Consider the following 16393-nt stretch of genomic DNA (forward strand, 5'->3'; position numbering starts at 1 on the left):
AAGTTGCTTATTTCAAAGCTTTTTGTGCGTCTTCAATCATGAGTTTTGTTGATTCAAGTCCGCCTCCACTTAGATACCAGAGGTCTGGTGTTAGTTGGATAATCTTACCATTTTTAGCGGCAGGAGTTTCAGCAATGAGGGCATTTTCTAGGACACCATCGTTGCTTGAGTTGTCACCACCGATGGCAAGGGTACGATTGATGACAAAGAGGATGTCAGGATTGATTTCTTTGACACTTTCAAAGCTGACTTCTTGTCCGTGGCGAGAATCTTCAAATTGAGTATCAGTTGGTTTGAATTTCAAGGTTTGGTACAAGAAAGAGAAACGAGATTGGGCACCAAAGGCTGCCATTTTTCCTTCATTGAGGAGAATTGCGAGGGCTTTTTTGTCAGAGCTTTCATTTTTAGTAGCGACTTCTTGGATGCTCTTGTCTAGCTTGGCCAATTCTTCCTTGGCTTTCTGTGTACCAGTTTCACCAAAGGCGCTTGCTAGGGATTCGATATTAGCCTTGGTAGAAGTCCAGTAGTCATCTTTGCCTGCTTGGAAGAGAACAGTCGGAGCGATTTCGTTGAACTTATCTACGAATTTTTGGGTACGTGGTGAAGCGATAATTAGGTCTGGTTCAAGAGCAGCAAGGGCTTCTAGGTCTGGCTCAACCATAGAACCAACATTTTTAACTTTTCCAGCTAGGTCTTTAAGATAAGTCGGAACAGTTTTTGTAGGCATTCCGACGATATTCTTTTCAAAACCTAAAGCGCGAATAGTATCCGCAGCACCGAGGTCAAAGGTCACAATCTTTTCAGGGACTTTTGAAAGTGTGACTACACCTAGTGAACTTTTAATGGTTACCTCTGTTGGAGCAGAGCTACTTGTCTCCGACTGGCTGGTACTTGAGTTTGTACTACATGCACCAAGTAGGAGCAAGAAGCTGGCCGCTAGGGCAGTGAGATAAAATTTAAGGGATGTTTTCATGATTTCTCCTTTTTAAAATATGATAACGATGTAGGGAGTCTCTAGGTTTTATTGACTAAGAGACAAAATTTCTTCTAACTCGAGTTTCTGAGTTGCTAGCTATAGATACAGATCTTTTTGCCATTGATGTCAGCCAGCGTGATGGGAATCTCATATAGTTGACTGAGCAGGTCAGACTGCATGATTTGATTGGTTGTTCCCTTGCTAAAGACTTGACCGTCCTTGAAGGCGACAATTTCATCTGCATACTGACTGGCCATGTTGATATCGTGGAGGACGATGATAATGGTCTTGCCGAGTTCCTCCACCAGTCGCTTGAGAATCTGCATCATACTAACACTTTGCTTGATATCGAGATTGTTGAGTGGTTCGTCTAGCAAGATAAAGTCTGTATCCTGGGCCAGTACCATAGCGATAAAGACTCGCTGGAGTTGTCCCCCAGACAGGCTATCGATGTAGCGGTCTTTTAAGTTGGTCAGTTCCAGATAGTCCAGAGTTTCTCGGATTTTTTCCCAATCTTCTGGTCTCAGTCGACCTCGGCTGTAGGGAAAACGTCCAAAACTGACCAGTTCTTCAACCGTCAATTTGGCTTGGTAATTAATCTTCTGCTTTAGGATGGTTAGTTCTTGGGCCAGTTCTTGCGAATTCCAACTCTCGATTTCACGACCTTTGATACTGAGAATCCCCTGATCCTTCTTGGTCAGTCTGCTCATGATAAAGAGGAGAGTTGATTTTCCAGCACCATTTGGACCAATAAAGGCAGTCAGTTTCTGAGGGCTGACTTCAAGCGTAATACCTTGCAAAATATCCTGTTTTTGAATGGATTTGTCAATGTTTTCCAGTTTCACCGACGCGCCCTCCTGTATAGTAAGATAAAGAATAGGAGCCCCCCTACACTCTCGATAATCATGCTGATGCGAATTTCCAGTGCAAAGACTCGTTCAATCAGGGCCTGCCCCAAGGTCAAGCTAATAAATCCAACCAGAATGGCTACGATAAAGAGTAACTTGTGCCGATAGTCTTTGACAATCAGGTAGGTGAGGTTAGCCAGCATAAAGCCGAAGAAGGCCATAGGCCCTACCAGGGCAGTGGCCGTTGAGGTCAAAAGCACGATGCCCCAGAGGAGTTCTTTCTGTTCTTTTTCAACATCGAGTCCCAATATCTGAGCCGTTTCTCTTTGCAGGTGCAAGACATCCAAAATGACTGCTTTTCGAAAGAAAGAGATCGTCAAAGCGAGGATGATCAGAGAACCGATGGCTAGGATGGAAGTGTTGAGATGTTGAAAGGAGGCAAAGAGACTGTTCTGCAATTTATCGTATTCATTTGGATCCATCAGGACCTGAAGGAAGGTACTGATATTTCGAAAGAGACTTCCGAGTGCTAGACAGATCAACAGGATGAAGACCAGGTCTTGTTTCATCAGTGTCTTCAAGTAACCTTGTAAGGCAAGAAAGAAGAGGGATTGGACGAGAAGTAAGATTAGGAATTCTAAGATGGGAGACTTCCCGAGTTGAAGAAATTTGCTTTCAAAAACCAGTAGTAGAGTTTGTAGTAGGACGTAGAAGGATTCGATTCCTAAAATACTTGGCGTCAGGAAACGATTTTCCGTCAGGGTTTGAAAACTAATGGTCGAAATCCCAGTCGCGATAGCTACCAAGAGATAAACGATGATCTTTTGGGAACGCAACTTCCAAGCAAAGACAGATAGGTGAGTAATGGGCCAAAAGTAGAGAAGGCAAGCTCCGATGGCCAGAATAATGAGAAGACCGAAGAGTTTGGTATGTTTGCTTTTAAACTGCATCTTTTCGTCCCCCTCTCCATAGAAGTAGGATAAAGACGAGGCTACCAATGATTCCTAGTAGAAGACTGACAGACAGCTCATAGGGCCGAATCAGAACTCGGGAAAGGATATCGCAGGCCAGAACTAGATTGGCACCGACCAGTGCTAAGATGAGTTTGGTATGACTTAGATTATCTCCATAGCGCTTGCGAACAAGATTGGGAACAATAACTCCGAGAAATGGTAAGCCACCCACGGTAATCATGGTGACACTTGTTGTTAGCGCCACCAGAAAGAGGGCCAGTTTTTCAAGTAAGGAGTAGGAAATCCCCAAACTTTCACTGGTTTCTTTTCCTAGATTCATGATGGTAAAGGTTTGGGATAATTTCCAAACGGCTATCAGGATGATGAGGCCTAAGAAGAGCCACTCATACTGATGGGTCTGAATCATGGAGAAGGAGCCCTGGGTCCAGGCAGTCATACTCTGAACCAGATTGAAACGATAGGCGATAACTTCTGTCACAGAACCGATAATTCCGCTATAGATGATCCCAATCAGAGGCAACATCCACCTTTCCTTTACGGTAAAAATAGTCATAAAGGCCAGAAAGAAGAGGGTAAATAAGATGGATGAAACAAAAGCAAAGAGCATCTTTTGGGTCAGACTAGCCGACGGAAAGACAAAGAGACTCAGTACCATTCCTAGTTTGGCAGCTTCAGTCGTTCCAACTGTACTCGGAGCAGCAAATTGATTTTGAGTGATAGTCTGCATGAGAAGTCCTGCCATACTCATACTAGAGGCAGTCAGGAGGATGCTAATGGTTCTTGGAAGACGAGACTCTTGAAAGAGAAGCCAAGTTTCATGATCCAGAGAAAAGAGTTTTCCCCATGAAAAATCACTGGTCCCAATGCTAATAGAGAGAAAGACTAGGACTAGAAGTAAGCCAATTAAATAATGAGAAAGTTTCATACCCCGTCCTTTCATGTAGATTTGGTATCGAAAGATACCTGCGGATATTACTGTAACACGATTTATTTAATCTGTCAATAAATTTTCTGACAATTTAATGTAAAAAAGAAAGAAAAATTCCTGAAACAAGTGCTAAATCCCTCTTTTATAGGATAAACTTGCAAAACCCAATCCACCTTCCCGCTATCCTTCTCCTATAAAAAGTGGTAAAATGGATGAAAGAAAGAAGGAACTGAAATGACAACATTATTTTCAAAAATCAAAGAAGTAACAGAACTTGCTGCTATCTCAGGTCATGAAGCACCTGTCCGTGCTTATCTTCGTGAAAAGTTGACACCGCACGTGGATGAAGTGGTGACAGATGGCTTGGGTGGTATTTTCGGGATTAAACATTCAGAAGCTGCGGATGCGCCACGCGTTTTGGTTGCTTCTCACATGGATGAAGTTGGTTTTATGGTCAGCGAGATTAAGCCAGACGGCACCTTCCGTGTCGTAGAAATTGGTGGCTGGAACCCCATGGTAGTCAGCAGCCAACGTTTCAAACTCTTGACTCTTGACGGTCGTGAAATTCCTGTGATTTCAGGTTCTGTTCCGCCACATTTGACTCGTGGTAAGGGCGGACCAACCATGCCTGCTATTGCAGATATCGTCTTTGATGGTGGTTTTGCGGACAAGGCTGAGGCAGAAAGTTTTGGCATCCGTCCTGGCGACACCATCGTACCAGATAGTTCTGCAATCTTAACAGCCAATGAAAAAAATATCATCTCAAAAGCTTGGGACAATCGCTACGGTGTGCTCATGGTTAGTGAGTTAGCAGAAGCCCTGTCAGGTCAAAAACTTGGCAATGAACTCTATCTGGGTTCTAACGTCCAAGAAGAAGTTGGTCTCCGCGGTGCTCATACATCTACAACCAAGTTTGATCCAGAAGTCTTCCTCGCAGTTGACTGTTCACCAGCAGGTGATGTTTATGGCGGTCAAGGCAAGATTGGGGATGGAACCTTGATTCGTTTCTACGATCCAGGTCACTTGCTTCTCCCAGGAATGAAGGATTTCCTTTTGACAACGGCTGAAGAAGCTGGTATCAAGTACCAATACTACTGTGGTAAAGGTGGAACAGACGCTGGCGCAGCTCATCTGAAAAATGGTGGTGTCCCATCTACAACAATCGGTGTTTGCGCTCGTTATATCCATTCTCATCAAACCCTCTACGCTATGGATGACTTCTTAGAAGCGCAAGCTTTCTTGCAAGCCTTGGTCAAGAAATTGGATCGTTCAACAGTTGACTTGATTAAAAATTATTAAACCATAAGGGAGGTGGTAGGGATGGTAGAACCAAACCTAGAAAGCCTTGTAAAAAATCTTTACAATCATGCTCGACATGATTTGAGTGAAGATTTAGTTGCTGCTCTCCTAGAGACTGCTAAAAAACTGCCTACTACAAATGAGCAATTGCTGGCAGTTCGTCTCTCGGGTCTAGTCAATCGTGAATTGCTCCTAAATCCCAAACATCCGGCACCTGAGTTGCTCAACTTGGCTCGCTTTATCAAAAGAGAAGAAGCCAAGTACAGAGGAACTGCGGCTTCTGCGCTTATGTACGGGGAGCTCTTTAAAATGCTTTGATTCCATTGTGAATCAAAGCATTTTTCTATATGGTAGAAGAGTAATTCTTGGTTAGGAAAAGGAAAAAGCCATCCTATTTAGGATAGCTTCTTGGTTCTTAGATTTGTTCAGCGATGACTTTTTCAGCAAGATTCATAGCGTGGTCAGACACTCGAGTGTAGTGGGAAATGATATCGATAAAGTTGACCCCAGCTTGTGTTGAACACTCGCCCTTGTTGAGGCGCTTGATGTGTGTCTTTCTGAGAACACGTTCCATATTGTTGATTTCTTTATGGCGTTCAATCAGACTTTGAGCTTTTTCAATATCGTTGTTTTCCACGCTATCAAGGGCATCCTTGATAAAGCCAGTGGTTTTTTGATAGATATCAGCTAGTTCTTGTAAAGCAGCTTCAGAGAACTCAACATTTTTACGTTGAAGATAGTCAGTCAGGTTGAGAAGAGCTTCTGCGTGGTCCCCAATTCTTTCCAAATCACGGGATGAATCCAGGATGTTGGTCAGCACTTCACTTTCTTTCTGGCTAAGGGCTTCACTTGAAAGAGTAATAAGGTAACGAGTCAATTTTTCATCAATGGTATTGATGGCTTCTTCTGTCTTGTGGCCTTTTTCAGCAACCTTTTCATTGAGGTCAATGATGTAGTTGTATGAAAGATCAAAGGCTTTAGAAGCATAATTTCCCAAGTGAAGGAGTTCTTTTTTGGCATTTCCGAGAGCGATTGATGGAGCTTGTTTAATCAAATGCTCATCAAGATAAAGTGGCTCGTACTTGACAACTTCGTCTTCACCAGGGATGAGCTTGGTTACAAAGTAAGCCAAGGCTCCGATGAATGGAAATTGGATAATAGTATTTGTGATATTAAAGGTTCCGTGGGCGAAGGCAATGGTCATTTCTGGAGCCAGATTGAGTGTAGATTCAAACCATTGAATCAAGCCAGTGAAAGGTACAAGGAAGACAATACAGATAACCGTACCAATCACGTTAAAGGCGACATGGGCACCAGCAACACGTTTGGCAGCGATATTGGCTCCAAGAGAAGCAATAATAGCTGTAATGGTCGTTCCGATATTATCACCAAACAAGACTGGTAGGGCACCTTGTAGATCAATCAAACCACTTGCGTAAAGATTCTGTAGGATACCGATAGTTGCGGAAGAAGCTTGAATGAGTAGGGTTAGTCCAGTTCCGACAAAGACACCTAGAATAGGACTCTTACTTAGTTCAACCATATAGTCTCTAAAGACTTGCAGGTCTTTTAGAGGTTCCATTGCACCGCTCATAAGATTGAGAGCGAAGAAGATACCACCTACACCAAAAATGATACGTCCGATGTTATTGATAGAGCGATTCTTGGTGAAGAAGAGACAAATCGCTCCGATGAAAAGCATTGGTAAGGCGTAATCTCCTAGCTTAAAACCGATGATAAAGGATGTAACGGTAGTTCCAATATTGGCACCCATGACAATACCGATAGCTTGACGCAAGGTCAAAAGTCCTGCGCTGACTAGCCCCACTGTAATGACTGTGACACCAGAACTTGACTGAATTAGTGCCGTCATACCGATACCAACTAGCACACCGAAGAACGGATTGCTGGTATATTTGTCAATGTAAAACCGAAGGCGATCTCCAGCAGCTTGTTGCAAACCGTCTCCCATGGTCTTGATACTATATAAGAATAGTCCCAGACCACCTAAAAAGTGAAATAAAATTTCCTGCCAATTAATGGACATTTCTTTTTCCTCCGAAAAATAATAACGGAATTTCTCCTATTCTATTTTAAAGGATAAAAGTAAATCTAACAAGTGTTAAGCTAAGATTTTAGAAAGAAAATTCGTTAGAAAAAGCAAAAATAATATACTCTAGGATGTCACAAAGATTAAATATCGAAAAATCTTGTGAAATCTTTCCTTATATTTCCAAAGTGTGATATAATAGTTTCGAATAAAATAAATAAAGGGGTTTTTGTAACATGGCAAAACTTACTGTTAAAGACGTTGACTTGAAAGGTAAAAAAGTCCTCGTTCGTGTTGACTTCAACGTACCATTGAAAGATGGCGTAATCACTAACGACAACCGTATCACAGCAGCTCTTCCAACTATTAAGTACATCATCGAACAAGGTGGACGTGCAATTCTTTTCTCTCACCTTGGACGTGTGAAAGAAGAAGCTGATAAAGCTGGTAAATCACTTGCTCCTGTAGCGGCAGACTTGGCGGCAAAACTTGGTCAAGATGTTGTTTTTCCAGGTGTAACTCGTGGTGCTGAATTGGAAGCAGCTATCAACGCTCTTGAAGATGGACAAGTTCTTTTGGTTGAAAACACTCGTTACGAAGATGTTGACGGCAAGAAAGAATCTAAAAACGATCCTGAACTTGGTAAATACTGGGCATCACTTGGAGATGGTATCTTCGTAAACGATGCATTCGGTACAGCTCACCGTGCACACGCATCTAACGTTGGTATCTCAGCAAACGTTGAAAAAGCAGTTGCTGGTTTCCTTCTTGAAAACGAAATTGCCTACATCCAAGAAGCAGTTGAAACTCCAGAACGTCCATTCGTGGCTATCCTTGGTGGTTCAAAAGTTTCAGACAAGATCGGTGTTATCGAAAACTTGCTTGAAAAAGCTGATAAAGTCCTTATCGGTGGTGGTATGACTTACACATTCTACAAAGCACAAGGTATCGAAATCGGTAACTCACTTGTAGAAGAAGACAAATTGGATGTTGCGAAAGCTCTTCTTGAAAAAGCAAACGGTAAATTGATCTTGCCAGTTGACTCAAAAGAAGCTAACGCATTTTCTGGTTACACTGAAGTGCGTGACACTGAAGGTGAAGCAGTTTCTGAAGGCTTCCTTGGTCTTGACATCGGTCCAAAATCTATCGCTAAATTTGACGAAGCTTTGACTGGTGCGAAAACAGTTGTATGGAACGGACCTATGGGTGTATTTGAAAACCCAGACTTCCAAGCTGGTACAATCGGTGTGATGGACGCTATCGTGAAACAACCAGGCGTTAAATCAATCATCGGTGGTGGTGACTCAGCTGCCGCAGCGATTAACCTTGGCCGTGCAGACAAATTCTCATGGATCTCTACTGGTGGTGGAGCATCAATGGAACTTCTTGAAGGTAAAGTTCTTCCAGGACTTGCAGCTTTGACAGAAAAATAAGATTTTCTAAATGAATCAAAGATGAGAGGGATGAAAGTTCCTCTTTTCTTTTGCTTAAAATAAAAACGCTTCCTCTCAACTATTGCTCATAAAATCAGCCAATTTATGATAAAATGGAAATAGAAAGTTGAGATTATGAGTTATTTTAAAAAATATAAATTCGATAAATCCCAGTTCAGACTTGGTATGCGAACCTTTAAAACAGGTATTGCTGTTTTTCTAGTTCTCTTGATTTTTGGCTTTTTTGGCTGGAAAGGTCTTCAAATTGGTGCTTTGACAGCCGTTTTTAGCCTGAGGGAGAGTTTTGATAAGAGTGTCCATTTTGGGACTTCGCGTATTCTAGGAAATAGTATCGGTGGTCTCTATGCCTTGGTCTTCTTCTTATTAAATACCTTTTTCCACGAAGCCTTTTGGGTGACCTTGGTAGTTGTTCCAATCTGCACCATGTTAACCATTATGACAAATGTAGCCATGAATAACAAAGCAGGGGTTATTGGTGGTGTAGCAGCTATGTTAATCATTACCCTATCGATTCCGAGCGGCGAAACAATTTTGTACGTGTTTGCGCGTGTGTCAGAAACTTTCATGGGAGTTTTTGTCGCAATTCTCGTGAATTACGATATTGATCGTATTCGGCTCTTTTTAGAGAAAAAAGAAAAATAATGTTACATTTTATAACATTATCAATTGACGTTTGTCTTTTTTTAGACTATAATAGACAGAAAGAAGGAAATTGTAAATGAAGGAAAAAGAATTTCGCCGAAATATGGCTGTTTTTCCTATCGGCAGTGTTATGAAGTTGACCGATCTATCGGCGCGTCAGATTCGTTATTATGAAGATCAAGAGTTGATTAAGCCTGATCGAAACGAAGGAAACCGTCGCATGTATTCCTTGAATGACATGGATCGTCTGCTTGAAATCAAAGATTATATCTCTGAAGGTTATAATATCGCTGCCATTAAGAAAAAATATGCTGAACGTGAAGCGAAATCCAAGAAAGCGGTTAGTCAGACTGAAGTACGTCGTGCACTTCACAATGAACTCCTCCAACAGGGTCGCTTTGCTTCAGTACGGTCACCTTTTGGTCGCGGTTAGGCAACCGCAAGTAGTCATACATTAAGGAGAAAACTCATGCCAATCACAGCTGCAGATATTCGTCGTGAAGTCAAGGAAAAAAATGTTACCTTTATTCGTCTTATGTTCTCAGATATTTTGGGAACCATGAAAAACGTCGAAATTCCTGCTACAGATGAACAGTTAGATAAAGTCTTGTCAAATAAGGCTATGTTTGATGGATCTTCTATTGAAGGTTTTGTACGTATCAATGAGTCGGATATGTACTTGTACCCAGACTTGGATACATGGACAGTCTTCCCGTGGGGAGATGAAAATGGAAGTGTTGCAGGTTTGATCTGTGATGTCTATACAACAGAAGGTGAACCATTTGCAGGTGACCCTCGTGGTAATTTGAAGCGTGCTCTTCATCACATGGAAGAAGTAGGATTCAAGTCCTTCAACCTTGGGCCAGAGCCAGAATTCTTCCTATTTAAGTTGGATGAAAATGGAGACCCAACACTTGAAGTGAATGACAAGGGTGGCTACTTTGATTTGGCGCCTACGGACCTTGCGGACAATACACGTCGAGAGATTGTGAATGTCTTGACCAAAATGGGATTTGAAGTAGAAGCGAGTCACCACGAGGTTGCGGTTGGACAACATGAGATTGACTTTAAGTATGATGAAGTCCTCCGTGCTTGTGATAAGATTCAAATCTTTAAACTTGTTGTTAAAACCATTGCTCGCAAACACGGACTTTACGCAACCTTTATGGCGAAGCCAAAATTTGGTATTGCTGGCTCAGGTATGCACTGTAATATGTCCTTGTTTGATGCAGAAGGGAATAACGCCTTCTTTGATCCAAATGATCCAAAAGGAATGCAGTTGTCAGAAACGGCCTACCATTTCCTTGGCGGTTTGATCAAGCATGCCTACAACTATACTGCTATCATGAACCCAACGGTTAACTCATACAAACGTTTGGTTCCAGGTTATGAAGCGCCTGTTTACATTGCTTGGGCTGGTCGTAACCGTTCGCCACTTGTGCGCGTGCCTGCTTCACGTGGTATGGGAACTCGTCTTGAGTTGCGTTCAGTGGATCCAATGGCGAACCCTTACATCGCTATGGCTGTTCTTTTGGAAGTTGGTTTGCATGGTATTGAAAATAAAATCGAAGCACCAGCTCCTATCGAAGAAAATATCTACATCATGACAGCAGAAGAGCGCAAGGAAGCTGGTATTACAGACCTTCCATCAACCCTTCACAACGCTTTGAAAGCTCTGACTGAAGATGAAGTTGTCAGAGCGGCTCTTGGAGAACATATCTATACTAGTTTCCTTGAAGCTAAACGAATCGAATGGGCAAGTTATGCAACCTTCGTTTCACAATGGGAAATTGATAATTATTTAGACCTTTACTAATATAGAAGAAAGATTGCCTGTGGGTGATCTTTTTTCTTGCGTTTTATATCGAGGTGTGATATATTTTATATAACGAAGTGCGATATATCGAACTGGATAGGAGGTGACTACAAATGGAATTAACGGATAAGATTCGTCGAGTTTATCTTCCCATGACGGAAACGGGTTTTTATATCTTGTTCTGTCTGCAAAAGGAAGGTCATGGTTATAGTATTACGCAAAAGGTCAAGGAGATGACAGATTCGCAAGTTTCGATTAGTCCTGGAACTATGTATGGAACCTTGTCAAAAATGGAAAAGGATGGTTTGATTTTCTTTGTCCGAGAAGAGGAAAAACGGAAAATCTATCAGATTACAGACTTGGGACGAAAAGTCTTAGATATTGAATTGAAACGTATTGAACGGCTCTATAGAAACAGTCGGGAGGAAGGATGATGGAAAAGAAAATTGTTTATCGAATTTTTACAATTGCGGATTATGAGAGAGAGGCTCTATACTTTAGAGAAATGCATGCTAAGGGCTGGAAACTTAGGAAAGTAAGCTATTCTATCTTATTGTTTGCAGTTAAGTATACCTTTGAAAAGTGTCACCCTGAGCAAGTGTCTTATCAGTTGGACTTTTACCCAATGGAAAAATCAGAGAGAGCTTCCTATTTACAACTGTTTAAAGACTGTGGCTGGGAGCATATTACAGACTTTAATAGTTTTTCCTATTTTAGAAAAGTACATTCTGAAATTGAATCGGATGCAGAGTTTGAAATTTATAATGACGCGGCCGGGAAGTTAGCTATGGTTAATCGCATTTTAAGACTGCGATTAGTACCTGTTTTACTTTTGCTAGCCATACATATACCATTCTTACTTAAGTTGCTCAATAAAAGTAATGCGTATGGTCTATGGAGTTTATTTGCGGTCGGGCTAGATATTTTCTTGTCTTTAATCCTTTTGTTAATAGTTGCCTATATTAGCTGGAAGTTATGGCATAAAAAGAAGGAATTATCAGATTTATGATAGGGTAGGTATGCTCAAAATTGGAGGGGAAGTCATGATAAATAAAAAGCAATTTCGGATTTTCACCATTGTTGATTTGGATAAGAAAGAAGAATATTTACATGAGATGCACTTGAAAGGTTGGAGGTATAGAAGGAGTCGTTTTGGTTTGTTCTATTTTGACCAATGTCAACCAGACGATGTCATCTATTGTATCTATGATTCTAGATTTCTTAAAAAATATAAGCATGAACTACAAGATTTTAGAGATAGAGGTTGGGAATTAATAGAAGCAGGTTTTTGTTCAATTCTTCGTAAATCGTCTTCTGATTTACTTCCAGAGGATCAAGTCTATATGGCTAAGGAGAGCAGATGGGAAGTCATGCGATATAGACTTCGTTCATGTGCAGCTACTTTCTTAGGTGGTTTGGTTGTTTGTATAAGTTTATTTAAAGAAGAACTTTCTATGTCTTTCTTCGTTATTTTTCTTTTATATGCTTTAATGATTTCTTATCTAATCCATGGTTTTTTCAGACTTAAAAAGAAATACCGAGTAGATGGAAGGTAAAGCTCTAGGTCTTCAGACTGATTTTTAGCACTCTTGGTAAAAGAGTGCTAATTTTTTGAGTTTTTGTCTTGACTTTCTCTTCTAAGGGTGTATAATAGAATCATAAGTTAGCACTTGAGTGTGTCGAGTGCTAATCAATCAGACAGAGAGGAGTGATGAGGTGGTTACAGAGCGTCAGCAGGATATTTTAAATCTGATTATTGACATCTTTACCAAAACGCACGAACCTGTCGGATCCAAAGCCCTGCAAGAGTCTATTAACTCTAGCAGTGCAACCATTCGTAATGACATGGCGGCTTTAGAAAAGCAAGGATTGCTTGAGAAGGCTCATACTTCAAGTGGTCGGATGCCAAGTGTTGCTGGTTTTCAGTACTATGTGAAACACTCACTTGATTTTGACCGATTGGCTGAAAATGAGGTATATGAGATTGTCAAAGCCTTTGATCAGGAATTCTTCAAATTGGAGGATATTCTGCAAGAGGCTGCTAACCTACTGACAGACTTGAGTGGCTGTACGGTAGTAGCACTGGATGTTGAGCCGAGCAGGCAACGTTTGACAGCCTTTGATATCGTTGTTTTGGGCCAACATACAGCCTTGGCAGTATTTACCCTAGACGAGTCACGAACGGTTACCAGTCAGTTTCTGATTCCAAGGAACTTTTTGCAGGAGGATTTGCTGAAACTGAAGAGCATCATTCAGGAACGTTTCCTCGGCCACACCGTTCTAGATATTCACTACAAGATTCGGACGGAGATTCCGCAGATTATCCAGCGTTACTTTACAACAACGGATAATGTTATCGATCTCTTTGAACATATCTTTAAGGAAATGTTCAACGAAAACATTGTGGTGGCGGGCAAGGTCAATCTCTTGAATTTTGCCAATCTAGCAGCTTATCAGTTCTTTGATCAACCGCAAAAGGTAGCTCTGGAGATTCGTGAGGGGTTACGTGAAGATCAGATGCAAAACGTCCGTGTTGCAGACAGTCAAGAGTCCTGTCTAGCTGACCTAGCGGTGATTAGTAGCAAGTTCCTCATTCCTTATCGGGGAGTTGGAATTCTAGCCATTATCGGTCCAGTTAATCTGGATTATCAGCAACTAATCAACCAAGTCAATGTAGTCAATCGTGTTTTGACCATGAAGTTGACAGATTTTTACCGCTACCTCAGCAGTAATCATTACGAAGTACATTAAGATTGAAATCATTAAAGGAGGCGAAAATGGCCCAAGATATAAAAAATGAAGAAGTAGAAGAAGTTCAAGAAGAGGAAGTTGTGGAAACAGCTGAAGAAACAACTCCTGAAAAGTCTGAGTTGGACTTGGCAAATGAACGTGCAGATGAGTTCGAAAATAAATACCTTCGTGCTCATGCGGAAATGCAAAATATCCAACGTCGTGCCAATGAAGAGCGTCAAAACTTGCAACGTTACCGTAGCCAGGACTTGGCAAAAGCGATTCTCCCTTCTTTGGACAACCTTGAGCGTGCACTCGCAGTTGAAGGTTTGACAGATGATGTGAAGAAGGGCTTGGAAATGGTGCAAGAAAGCTTGATTCATGCTTTGAAAGAAGAAGGAATCGAAGAAATCGCAGCTGACGGTGAATTTGACCATAACTACCATATGGCCATCCAAACTCTCCCAGCAGACGATGACCACCCAGCAGATACCATCGCCCAAGTCTTCCAAAAAGGCTACAAACTCCATGACCGCATCCTTCGCCCAGCCATGGTAGTAGTTTATAGCTAAGCTAGAAATCTTAAAAACTTGTCCGAAACGACACTAAACTATGAAAGAAAGATAAAAAGCAAGCCGGAGGCTTGCAAGGAAGATATTGCACGCCGTGGTGAAAGTTTCAGTAGCTTTTGCTACTGAAACAGGGGATTTTTGAGACAATAGGCTCAAAAATAAGTGATGAAATCCCGTAGGGAGTTGCTCACGTCCCCACCACTTAAGGGGAATATCAAAAAAATCAAAATTAGAATTAAAATAACAAGGAGAAAAACACATGTCTAAAATTATCGGTATTGACTTAGGTACAACAAACTCAGCAGTTGCAGTTCTTGAAGGAACTGAAAGCAAAATCATCGCAAACCCAGAAGGAAACCGCACAACTCCATCTGTAGTCTCATTCAAAAACGGAGAAATCATCGTTGGGGATGCTGCGAAACGTCAAGCAGTTACCAACCCAGATACAGTCATCTCTATCAAATCTAAAATGGGAACTTCTGAAAAAGTTTCTGCTAACGGAAAAGAATACACTCCACAAGAAATCTCAGCTATGATTCTTCAATATTTGAAAGGCTACGCTGAAGACTACCTTGGTGAAAAAGTAACTAAAGCAGTTATCACAGTTCCAGCTTACTTCAACGATGCTCAACGTCAAGCGACAAAAGACGCTGGTAAAATCGCTGGTCTTGAAGTAGAACGTATCGTCAACGAACCAACTGCAGCCGCTCTTGCTTACGGTTTGGACAAGACTGACAAAGAAGAAAAAATCTTGGTATTTGACCTTGGTGGTGGTACATTCGACGTCTCTATCCTTGAATTGGGTGACGGTGTCTTCGATGTATTGTCAACTGCAGGGGACAACAAACTCGGTGGTGATGACTTTGACCAAAAAATCATCGACCACTTGGTAGCAGAATTCAAGAAAGAAAACGGTATTGACTTGTCTACTGACAAGATGGCAATGCAACGTTTGAAAGATGCAGCTGAAAAAGCGAAGAAAGACCTTTCTGGTGTAACTTCAACACAAATCAGCTTGCCATTTATCACTGCTGGTGAGGCTGGACCGCTTCACTTGGAAATGACTTTGACTCGTGCGAAATTTGACGATTTGACTCGTGACCTTGTAGAACGTACAAAAGTTCCAGTTCGTCAAGCCCTTTCAGATGCAGGTTTGAGCTTGTCAGAAATCGATGAAGTTATCCTTGTTGGTGGTTCAACTCGTATCCCAGCCGTTGTAGAAGCTGTTAAAGCTGAAACTGGTAAAGAACCAAACAAATCAGTAAACCCTGATGAAGTAGTTGCTATGGGTGCTGCTATCCAAGGTGGTGTCATTACTGGTGATGTCAAAGACGTTGTCCTTCTTGACGTAACACCATTGTCACTTGGTATCGAAACAATGGGTGGTGTCTTCACAAAACTCATCGACCGTAACACAACAATTCCAACATCTAAATCACAAGTTTTCTCAACAGCAGCAGACAACCAACCAGCCGTTGATATCCACGTTCTTCAAGGTGAACGCCCAATGGCAGCAGATAACAAGACTCTTGGACGTTTCCAATTGACAGATATCCCAGCTGCACCTCGTGGAATTCCTCAAATCGAAGTAACATTTGACATCGACAAGAACGGTATCGTTTCTGTTAAGGCTAAAGACCTTGGAACTCAAAAAGAACAAACTATTGTCATCCAATCTAACTCAGGTTTGACTGATGAAGAAATTGACCGCATGATGAAAGATGCAGAAGCAAACGCTGAAGCAGATAAGAAACGTAAAGAAGAAGTAGACCTTCGTAACGAAGTAGACCAAGCTATCTTTGCGACTGAAAAGACAATCAAAGAAACTGAAGGCAAAGGCTTCGATGCAGAACGTGATGCTGCCCAAGCTGCCCTTGATGACCTTAAGAAAGCGCAAGAAGATAACAACTTGGACGACATGAAAGCAAAACTTGAAGCATTGAACGAAAAAGCTCAAGGCCTTGCTGTTAAACTCTACGAACAAGCTGCAGCAGCCCAACAAGCTCAAGCAGGAGCAGAAGGCGCACAAGCAACAGGAAACGCAGGCGATGACGTCGTAGACGGAGAGTTTACTGAAAAGTAAGATGTTGAGGCGTTAAGAAAA

General features: G+C 41.6%; 17 protein-coding genes. 12 read left to right on the forward strand and 5 right to left on the reverse strand.

What is annotated here, in order from left to right; all coding sequences use genetic code 11:
* Nucleotides 1–7: 7 nt before the first annotated feature.
* The 4 genes from B7700_RS05060 to B7700_RS05075 all read right to left on the reverse strand — a co-directional run bounded on the left by B7700_RS05060 (nucleotide 8) and on the right by B7700_RS05075 (nucleotide 3723).
* Nucleotides 8–973 carry a siderophore ABC transporter substrate-binding protein gene (locus B7700_RS05060; RefSeq protein WP_084887518.1) on the reverse strand — a complete coding sequence of 322 codons (966 nt, stop codon included), beginning with the start codon at nucleotides 971–973 and terminating at the stop codon, nucleotides 8–10.
* 95 nt (nucleotides 974–1068) lie between these two features.
* On the reverse strand, nucleotides 1069–1821 hold the full coding sequence (locus tag B7700_RS05065; protein WP_084887520.1) for an iron ABC transporter ATP-binding protein: 753 nt from the start codon (nucleotides 1819–1821) through the stop codon (nucleotides 1069–1071).
* A complete protein-coding gene (locus tag B7700_RS05070; RefSeq protein WP_084887523.1) occupies nucleotides 1818–2774 on the reverse strand; it encodes an iron chelate uptake ABC transporter family permease subunit in 957 nt (318 codons plus the stop codon). Before B7700_RS05070 ends, B7700_RS05065 begins: the two co-directional genes overlap by 4 nt.
* On the reverse strand, nucleotides 2764–3723 hold the full coding sequence (locus B7700_RS05075) for an ABC transporter permease (RefSeq protein WP_192855660.1): 960 nt from the start codon (nucleotides 3721–3723) through the stop codon (nucleotides 2764–2766). Before B7700_RS05075 ends, B7700_RS05070 begins: the two co-directional genes overlap by 11 nt.
* 237 nt (nucleotides 3724–3960) lie before the next feature.
* Here B7700_RS05075 and pepA point away from each other — a divergent pair, with 237 nt between their 5' ends.
* Both pepA and B7700_RS05085 read left to right on the forward strand, forming a co-directional pair.
* The gene (gene pepA / locus B7700_RS05080) at nucleotides 3961–5025 is read left to right on the forward strand and encodes a glutamyl aminopeptidase (protein WP_020903106.1); all 1065 of its coding nucleotides are present in this window, start codon (nucleotides 3961–3963) and stop codon (nucleotides 5023–5025) included.
* A gap of 21 nt (nucleotides 5026–5046) precedes the next feature.
* Nucleotides 5047–5343, forward strand: coding sequence for a bacteriocin immunity family protein (locus B7700_RS05085; protein ID WP_084887527.1), 297 nt, complete (start codon nucleotides 5047–5049; stop codon nucleotides 5341–5343).
* A 97-nt stretch (nucleotides 5344–5440) separates the two neighbouring features.
* On the opposite strand, the gene B7700_RS05090 is transcribed toward B7700_RS05085, so the two are convergent.
* Nucleotides 5441–7072, reverse strand: a complete 1632-nt coding sequence (locus B7700_RS05090; protein WP_084887529.1) for a Na/Pi cotransporter family protein — start codon at nucleotides 7070–7072, stop codon at nucleotides 5441–5443.
* 239 nt (nucleotides 7073–7311) lie between these two features.
* On the opposite strand from B7700_RS05090, the gene B7700_RS05095 reads away from it, so the two are divergent.
* The 10 genes from B7700_RS05095 to dnaK all read left to right on the forward strand — a co-directional run bounded on the left by B7700_RS05095 (nucleotide 7312) and on the right by dnaK (nucleotide 16372).
* Nucleotides 7312–8508 (forward strand): phosphoglycerate kinase, encoded by a 1197-nt coding sequence (locus B7700_RS05095; RefSeq protein ID WP_084887531.1) that lies wholly within the window; start codon nucleotides 7312–7314, stop codon nucleotides 8506–8508.
* 135 nt (nucleotides 8509–8643) lie between these two features.
* Nucleotides 8644–9171 (forward strand): FUSC family protein, encoded by a 528-nt coding sequence (locus tag B7700_RS05100; RefSeq protein WP_049496374.1) that lies wholly within the window; start codon nucleotides 8644–8646, stop codon nucleotides 9169–9171.
* 76 nt (nucleotides 9172–9247) lie between these two features.
* Nucleotides 9248–9604: a transcriptional repressor GlnR gene (gene glnR / locus B7700_RS05105; RefSeq protein WP_000659548.1), complete on the forward strand. Its 357-nt coding sequence runs from the start codon at nucleotides 9248–9250 to the stop codon at nucleotides 9602–9604.
* A 36-nt stretch (nucleotides 9605–9640) separates the two neighbouring features.
* On the forward strand, nucleotides 9641–10987 hold the full coding sequence (gene glnA, locus B7700_RS05110) for a type I glutamate--ammonia ligase (protein WP_033676218.1): 1347 nt from the start codon (nucleotides 9641–9643) through the stop codon (nucleotides 10985–10987).
* A gap of 113 nt (nucleotides 10988–11100) precedes the next feature.
* On the forward strand, nucleotides 11101–11421 hold the full coding sequence (locus tag B7700_RS05115; RefSeq protein ID WP_045612791.1) for a PadR family transcriptional regulator: 321 nt from the start codon (nucleotides 11101–11103) through the stop codon (nucleotides 11419–11421).
* Nucleotides 11421–11996 carry a DUF2812 domain-containing protein gene (locus tag B7700_RS05120; protein ID WP_084887533.1) on the forward strand — a complete coding sequence of 192 codons (576 nt, stop codon included), beginning with the start codon at nucleotides 11421–11423 and terminating at the stop codon, nucleotides 11994–11996. The genes B7700_RS05115 and B7700_RS05120 overlap by 1 nt, the downstream gene beginning before the upstream one ends.
* A gap of 34 nt (nucleotides 11997–12030) precedes the next feature.
* Complete coding sequence (locus B7700_RS05125) at nucleotides 12031–12543, forward strand: DUF2812 domain-containing protein (protein ID WP_084887625.1); 513 nt, start codon at nucleotides 12031–12033, stop codon at nucleotides 12541–12543.
* Nucleotides 12544–12703: 160 nt separating this feature from the next.
* Nucleotides 12704–13738, forward strand: a complete 1035-nt coding sequence (hrcA, locus tag B7700_RS05130) for a heat-inducible transcriptional repressor HrcA (RefSeq protein WP_000255759.1) — start codon at nucleotides 12704–12706, stop codon at nucleotides 13736–13738.
* Between the two features lie 26 nt (nucleotides 13739–13764).
* Nucleotides 13765–14289 carry a nucleotide exchange factor GrpE gene (gene grpE, locus B7700_RS05135; RefSeq protein ID WP_084887535.1) on the forward strand — a complete coding sequence of 175 codons (525 nt, stop codon included), beginning with the start codon at nucleotides 13765–13767 and terminating at the stop codon, nucleotides 14287–14289.
* Between the two features lie 259 nt (nucleotides 14290–14548).
* Entirely contained in the window at nucleotides 14549–16372 is a 1824-nt protein-coding gene (gene dnaK / locus B7700_RS05145) for a molecular chaperone DnaK (RefSeq protein ID WP_000034661.1), read from the forward strand.
* Nucleotides 16373–16393: the final 21 nt, after the last annotated feature.

The sequence above is a fragment of the Streptococcus mitis genome (genome assembly GCF_002096755.1).
Taxonomy (GTDB): Bacteria; Bacillota; Bacilli; order Lactobacillales; family Streptococcaceae; genus Streptococcus; species Streptococcus mitis_AC.

Bases quoted from the DNA above. Each gene is read 5' to 3' on its own strand.
- B7700_RS05120 (WP_084887533.1), top strand. From the start codon at position 11,421: ATGGAAAAGAAAATTGTTTATCGAATTTTTACAATTGCGGATTATGAG.
- B7700_RS05070 (WP_084887523.1), bottom strand. From the start codon at position 2,774: ATGCAGTTTAAAAGCAAACATACCAAACTCTTCGGTCTTCTCATTATT.
- grpE (WP_084887535.1), top strand. From the start codon at position 13,765: ATGGCCCAAGATATAAAAAATGAAGAAGTAGAAGAAGTTCAAGAAGAG.
- B7700_RS05115 (WP_045612791.1), top strand. From the start codon at position 11,101: ATGGAATTAACGGATAAGATTCGTCGAGTTTATCTTCCCATGACGGAA.
- B7700_RS05095 (WP_084887531.1), top strand. From the start codon at position 7,312: ATGGCAAAACTTACTGTTAAAGACGTTGACTTGAAAGGTAAAAAAGTC.
- glnR (WP_000659548.1), top strand. From the start codon at position 9,248: ATGAAGGAAAAAGAATTTCGCCGAAATATGGCTGTTTTTCCTATCGGC.
- B7700_RS05125 (WP_084887625.1), top strand. From the start codon at position 12,031: ATGATAAATAAAAAGCAATTTCGGATTTTCACCATTGTTGATTTGGAT.
- B7700_RS05060 (WP_084887518.1), bottom strand. From the start codon at position 973: ATGAAAACATCCCTTAAATTTTATCTCACTGCCCTAGCGGCCAGCTTC.
- pepA (WP_020903106.1), top strand. From the start codon at position 3,961: ATGACAACATTATTTTCAAAAATCAAAGAAGTAACAGAACTTGCTGCT.
- dnaK (WP_000034661.1), top strand. From the start codon at position 14,549: ATGTCTAAAATTATCGGTATTGACTTAGGTACAACAAACTCAGCAGTT.
- B7700_RS05100 (WP_049496374.1), top strand. From the start codon at position 8,644: ATGAGTTATTTTAAAAAATATAAATTCGATAAATCCCAGTTCAGACTT.
- B7700_RS05075 (WP_192855660.1), bottom strand. From the start codon at position 3,723: ATGAAACTTTCTCATTATTTAATTGGCTTACTTCTAGTCCTAGTCTTT.
- B7700_RS05090 (WP_084887529.1), bottom strand. From the start codon at position 7,072: ATGTCCATTAATTGGCAGGAAATTTTATTTCACTTTTTAGGTGGTCTG.
- glnA (WP_033676218.1), top strand. From the start codon at position 9,641: ATGCCAATCACAGCTGCAGATATTCGTCGTGAAGTCAAGGAAAAAAAT.
- B7700_RS05085 (WP_084887527.1), top strand. From the start codon at position 5,047: ATGGTAGAACCAAACCTAGAAAGCCTTGTAAAAAATCTTTACAATCAT.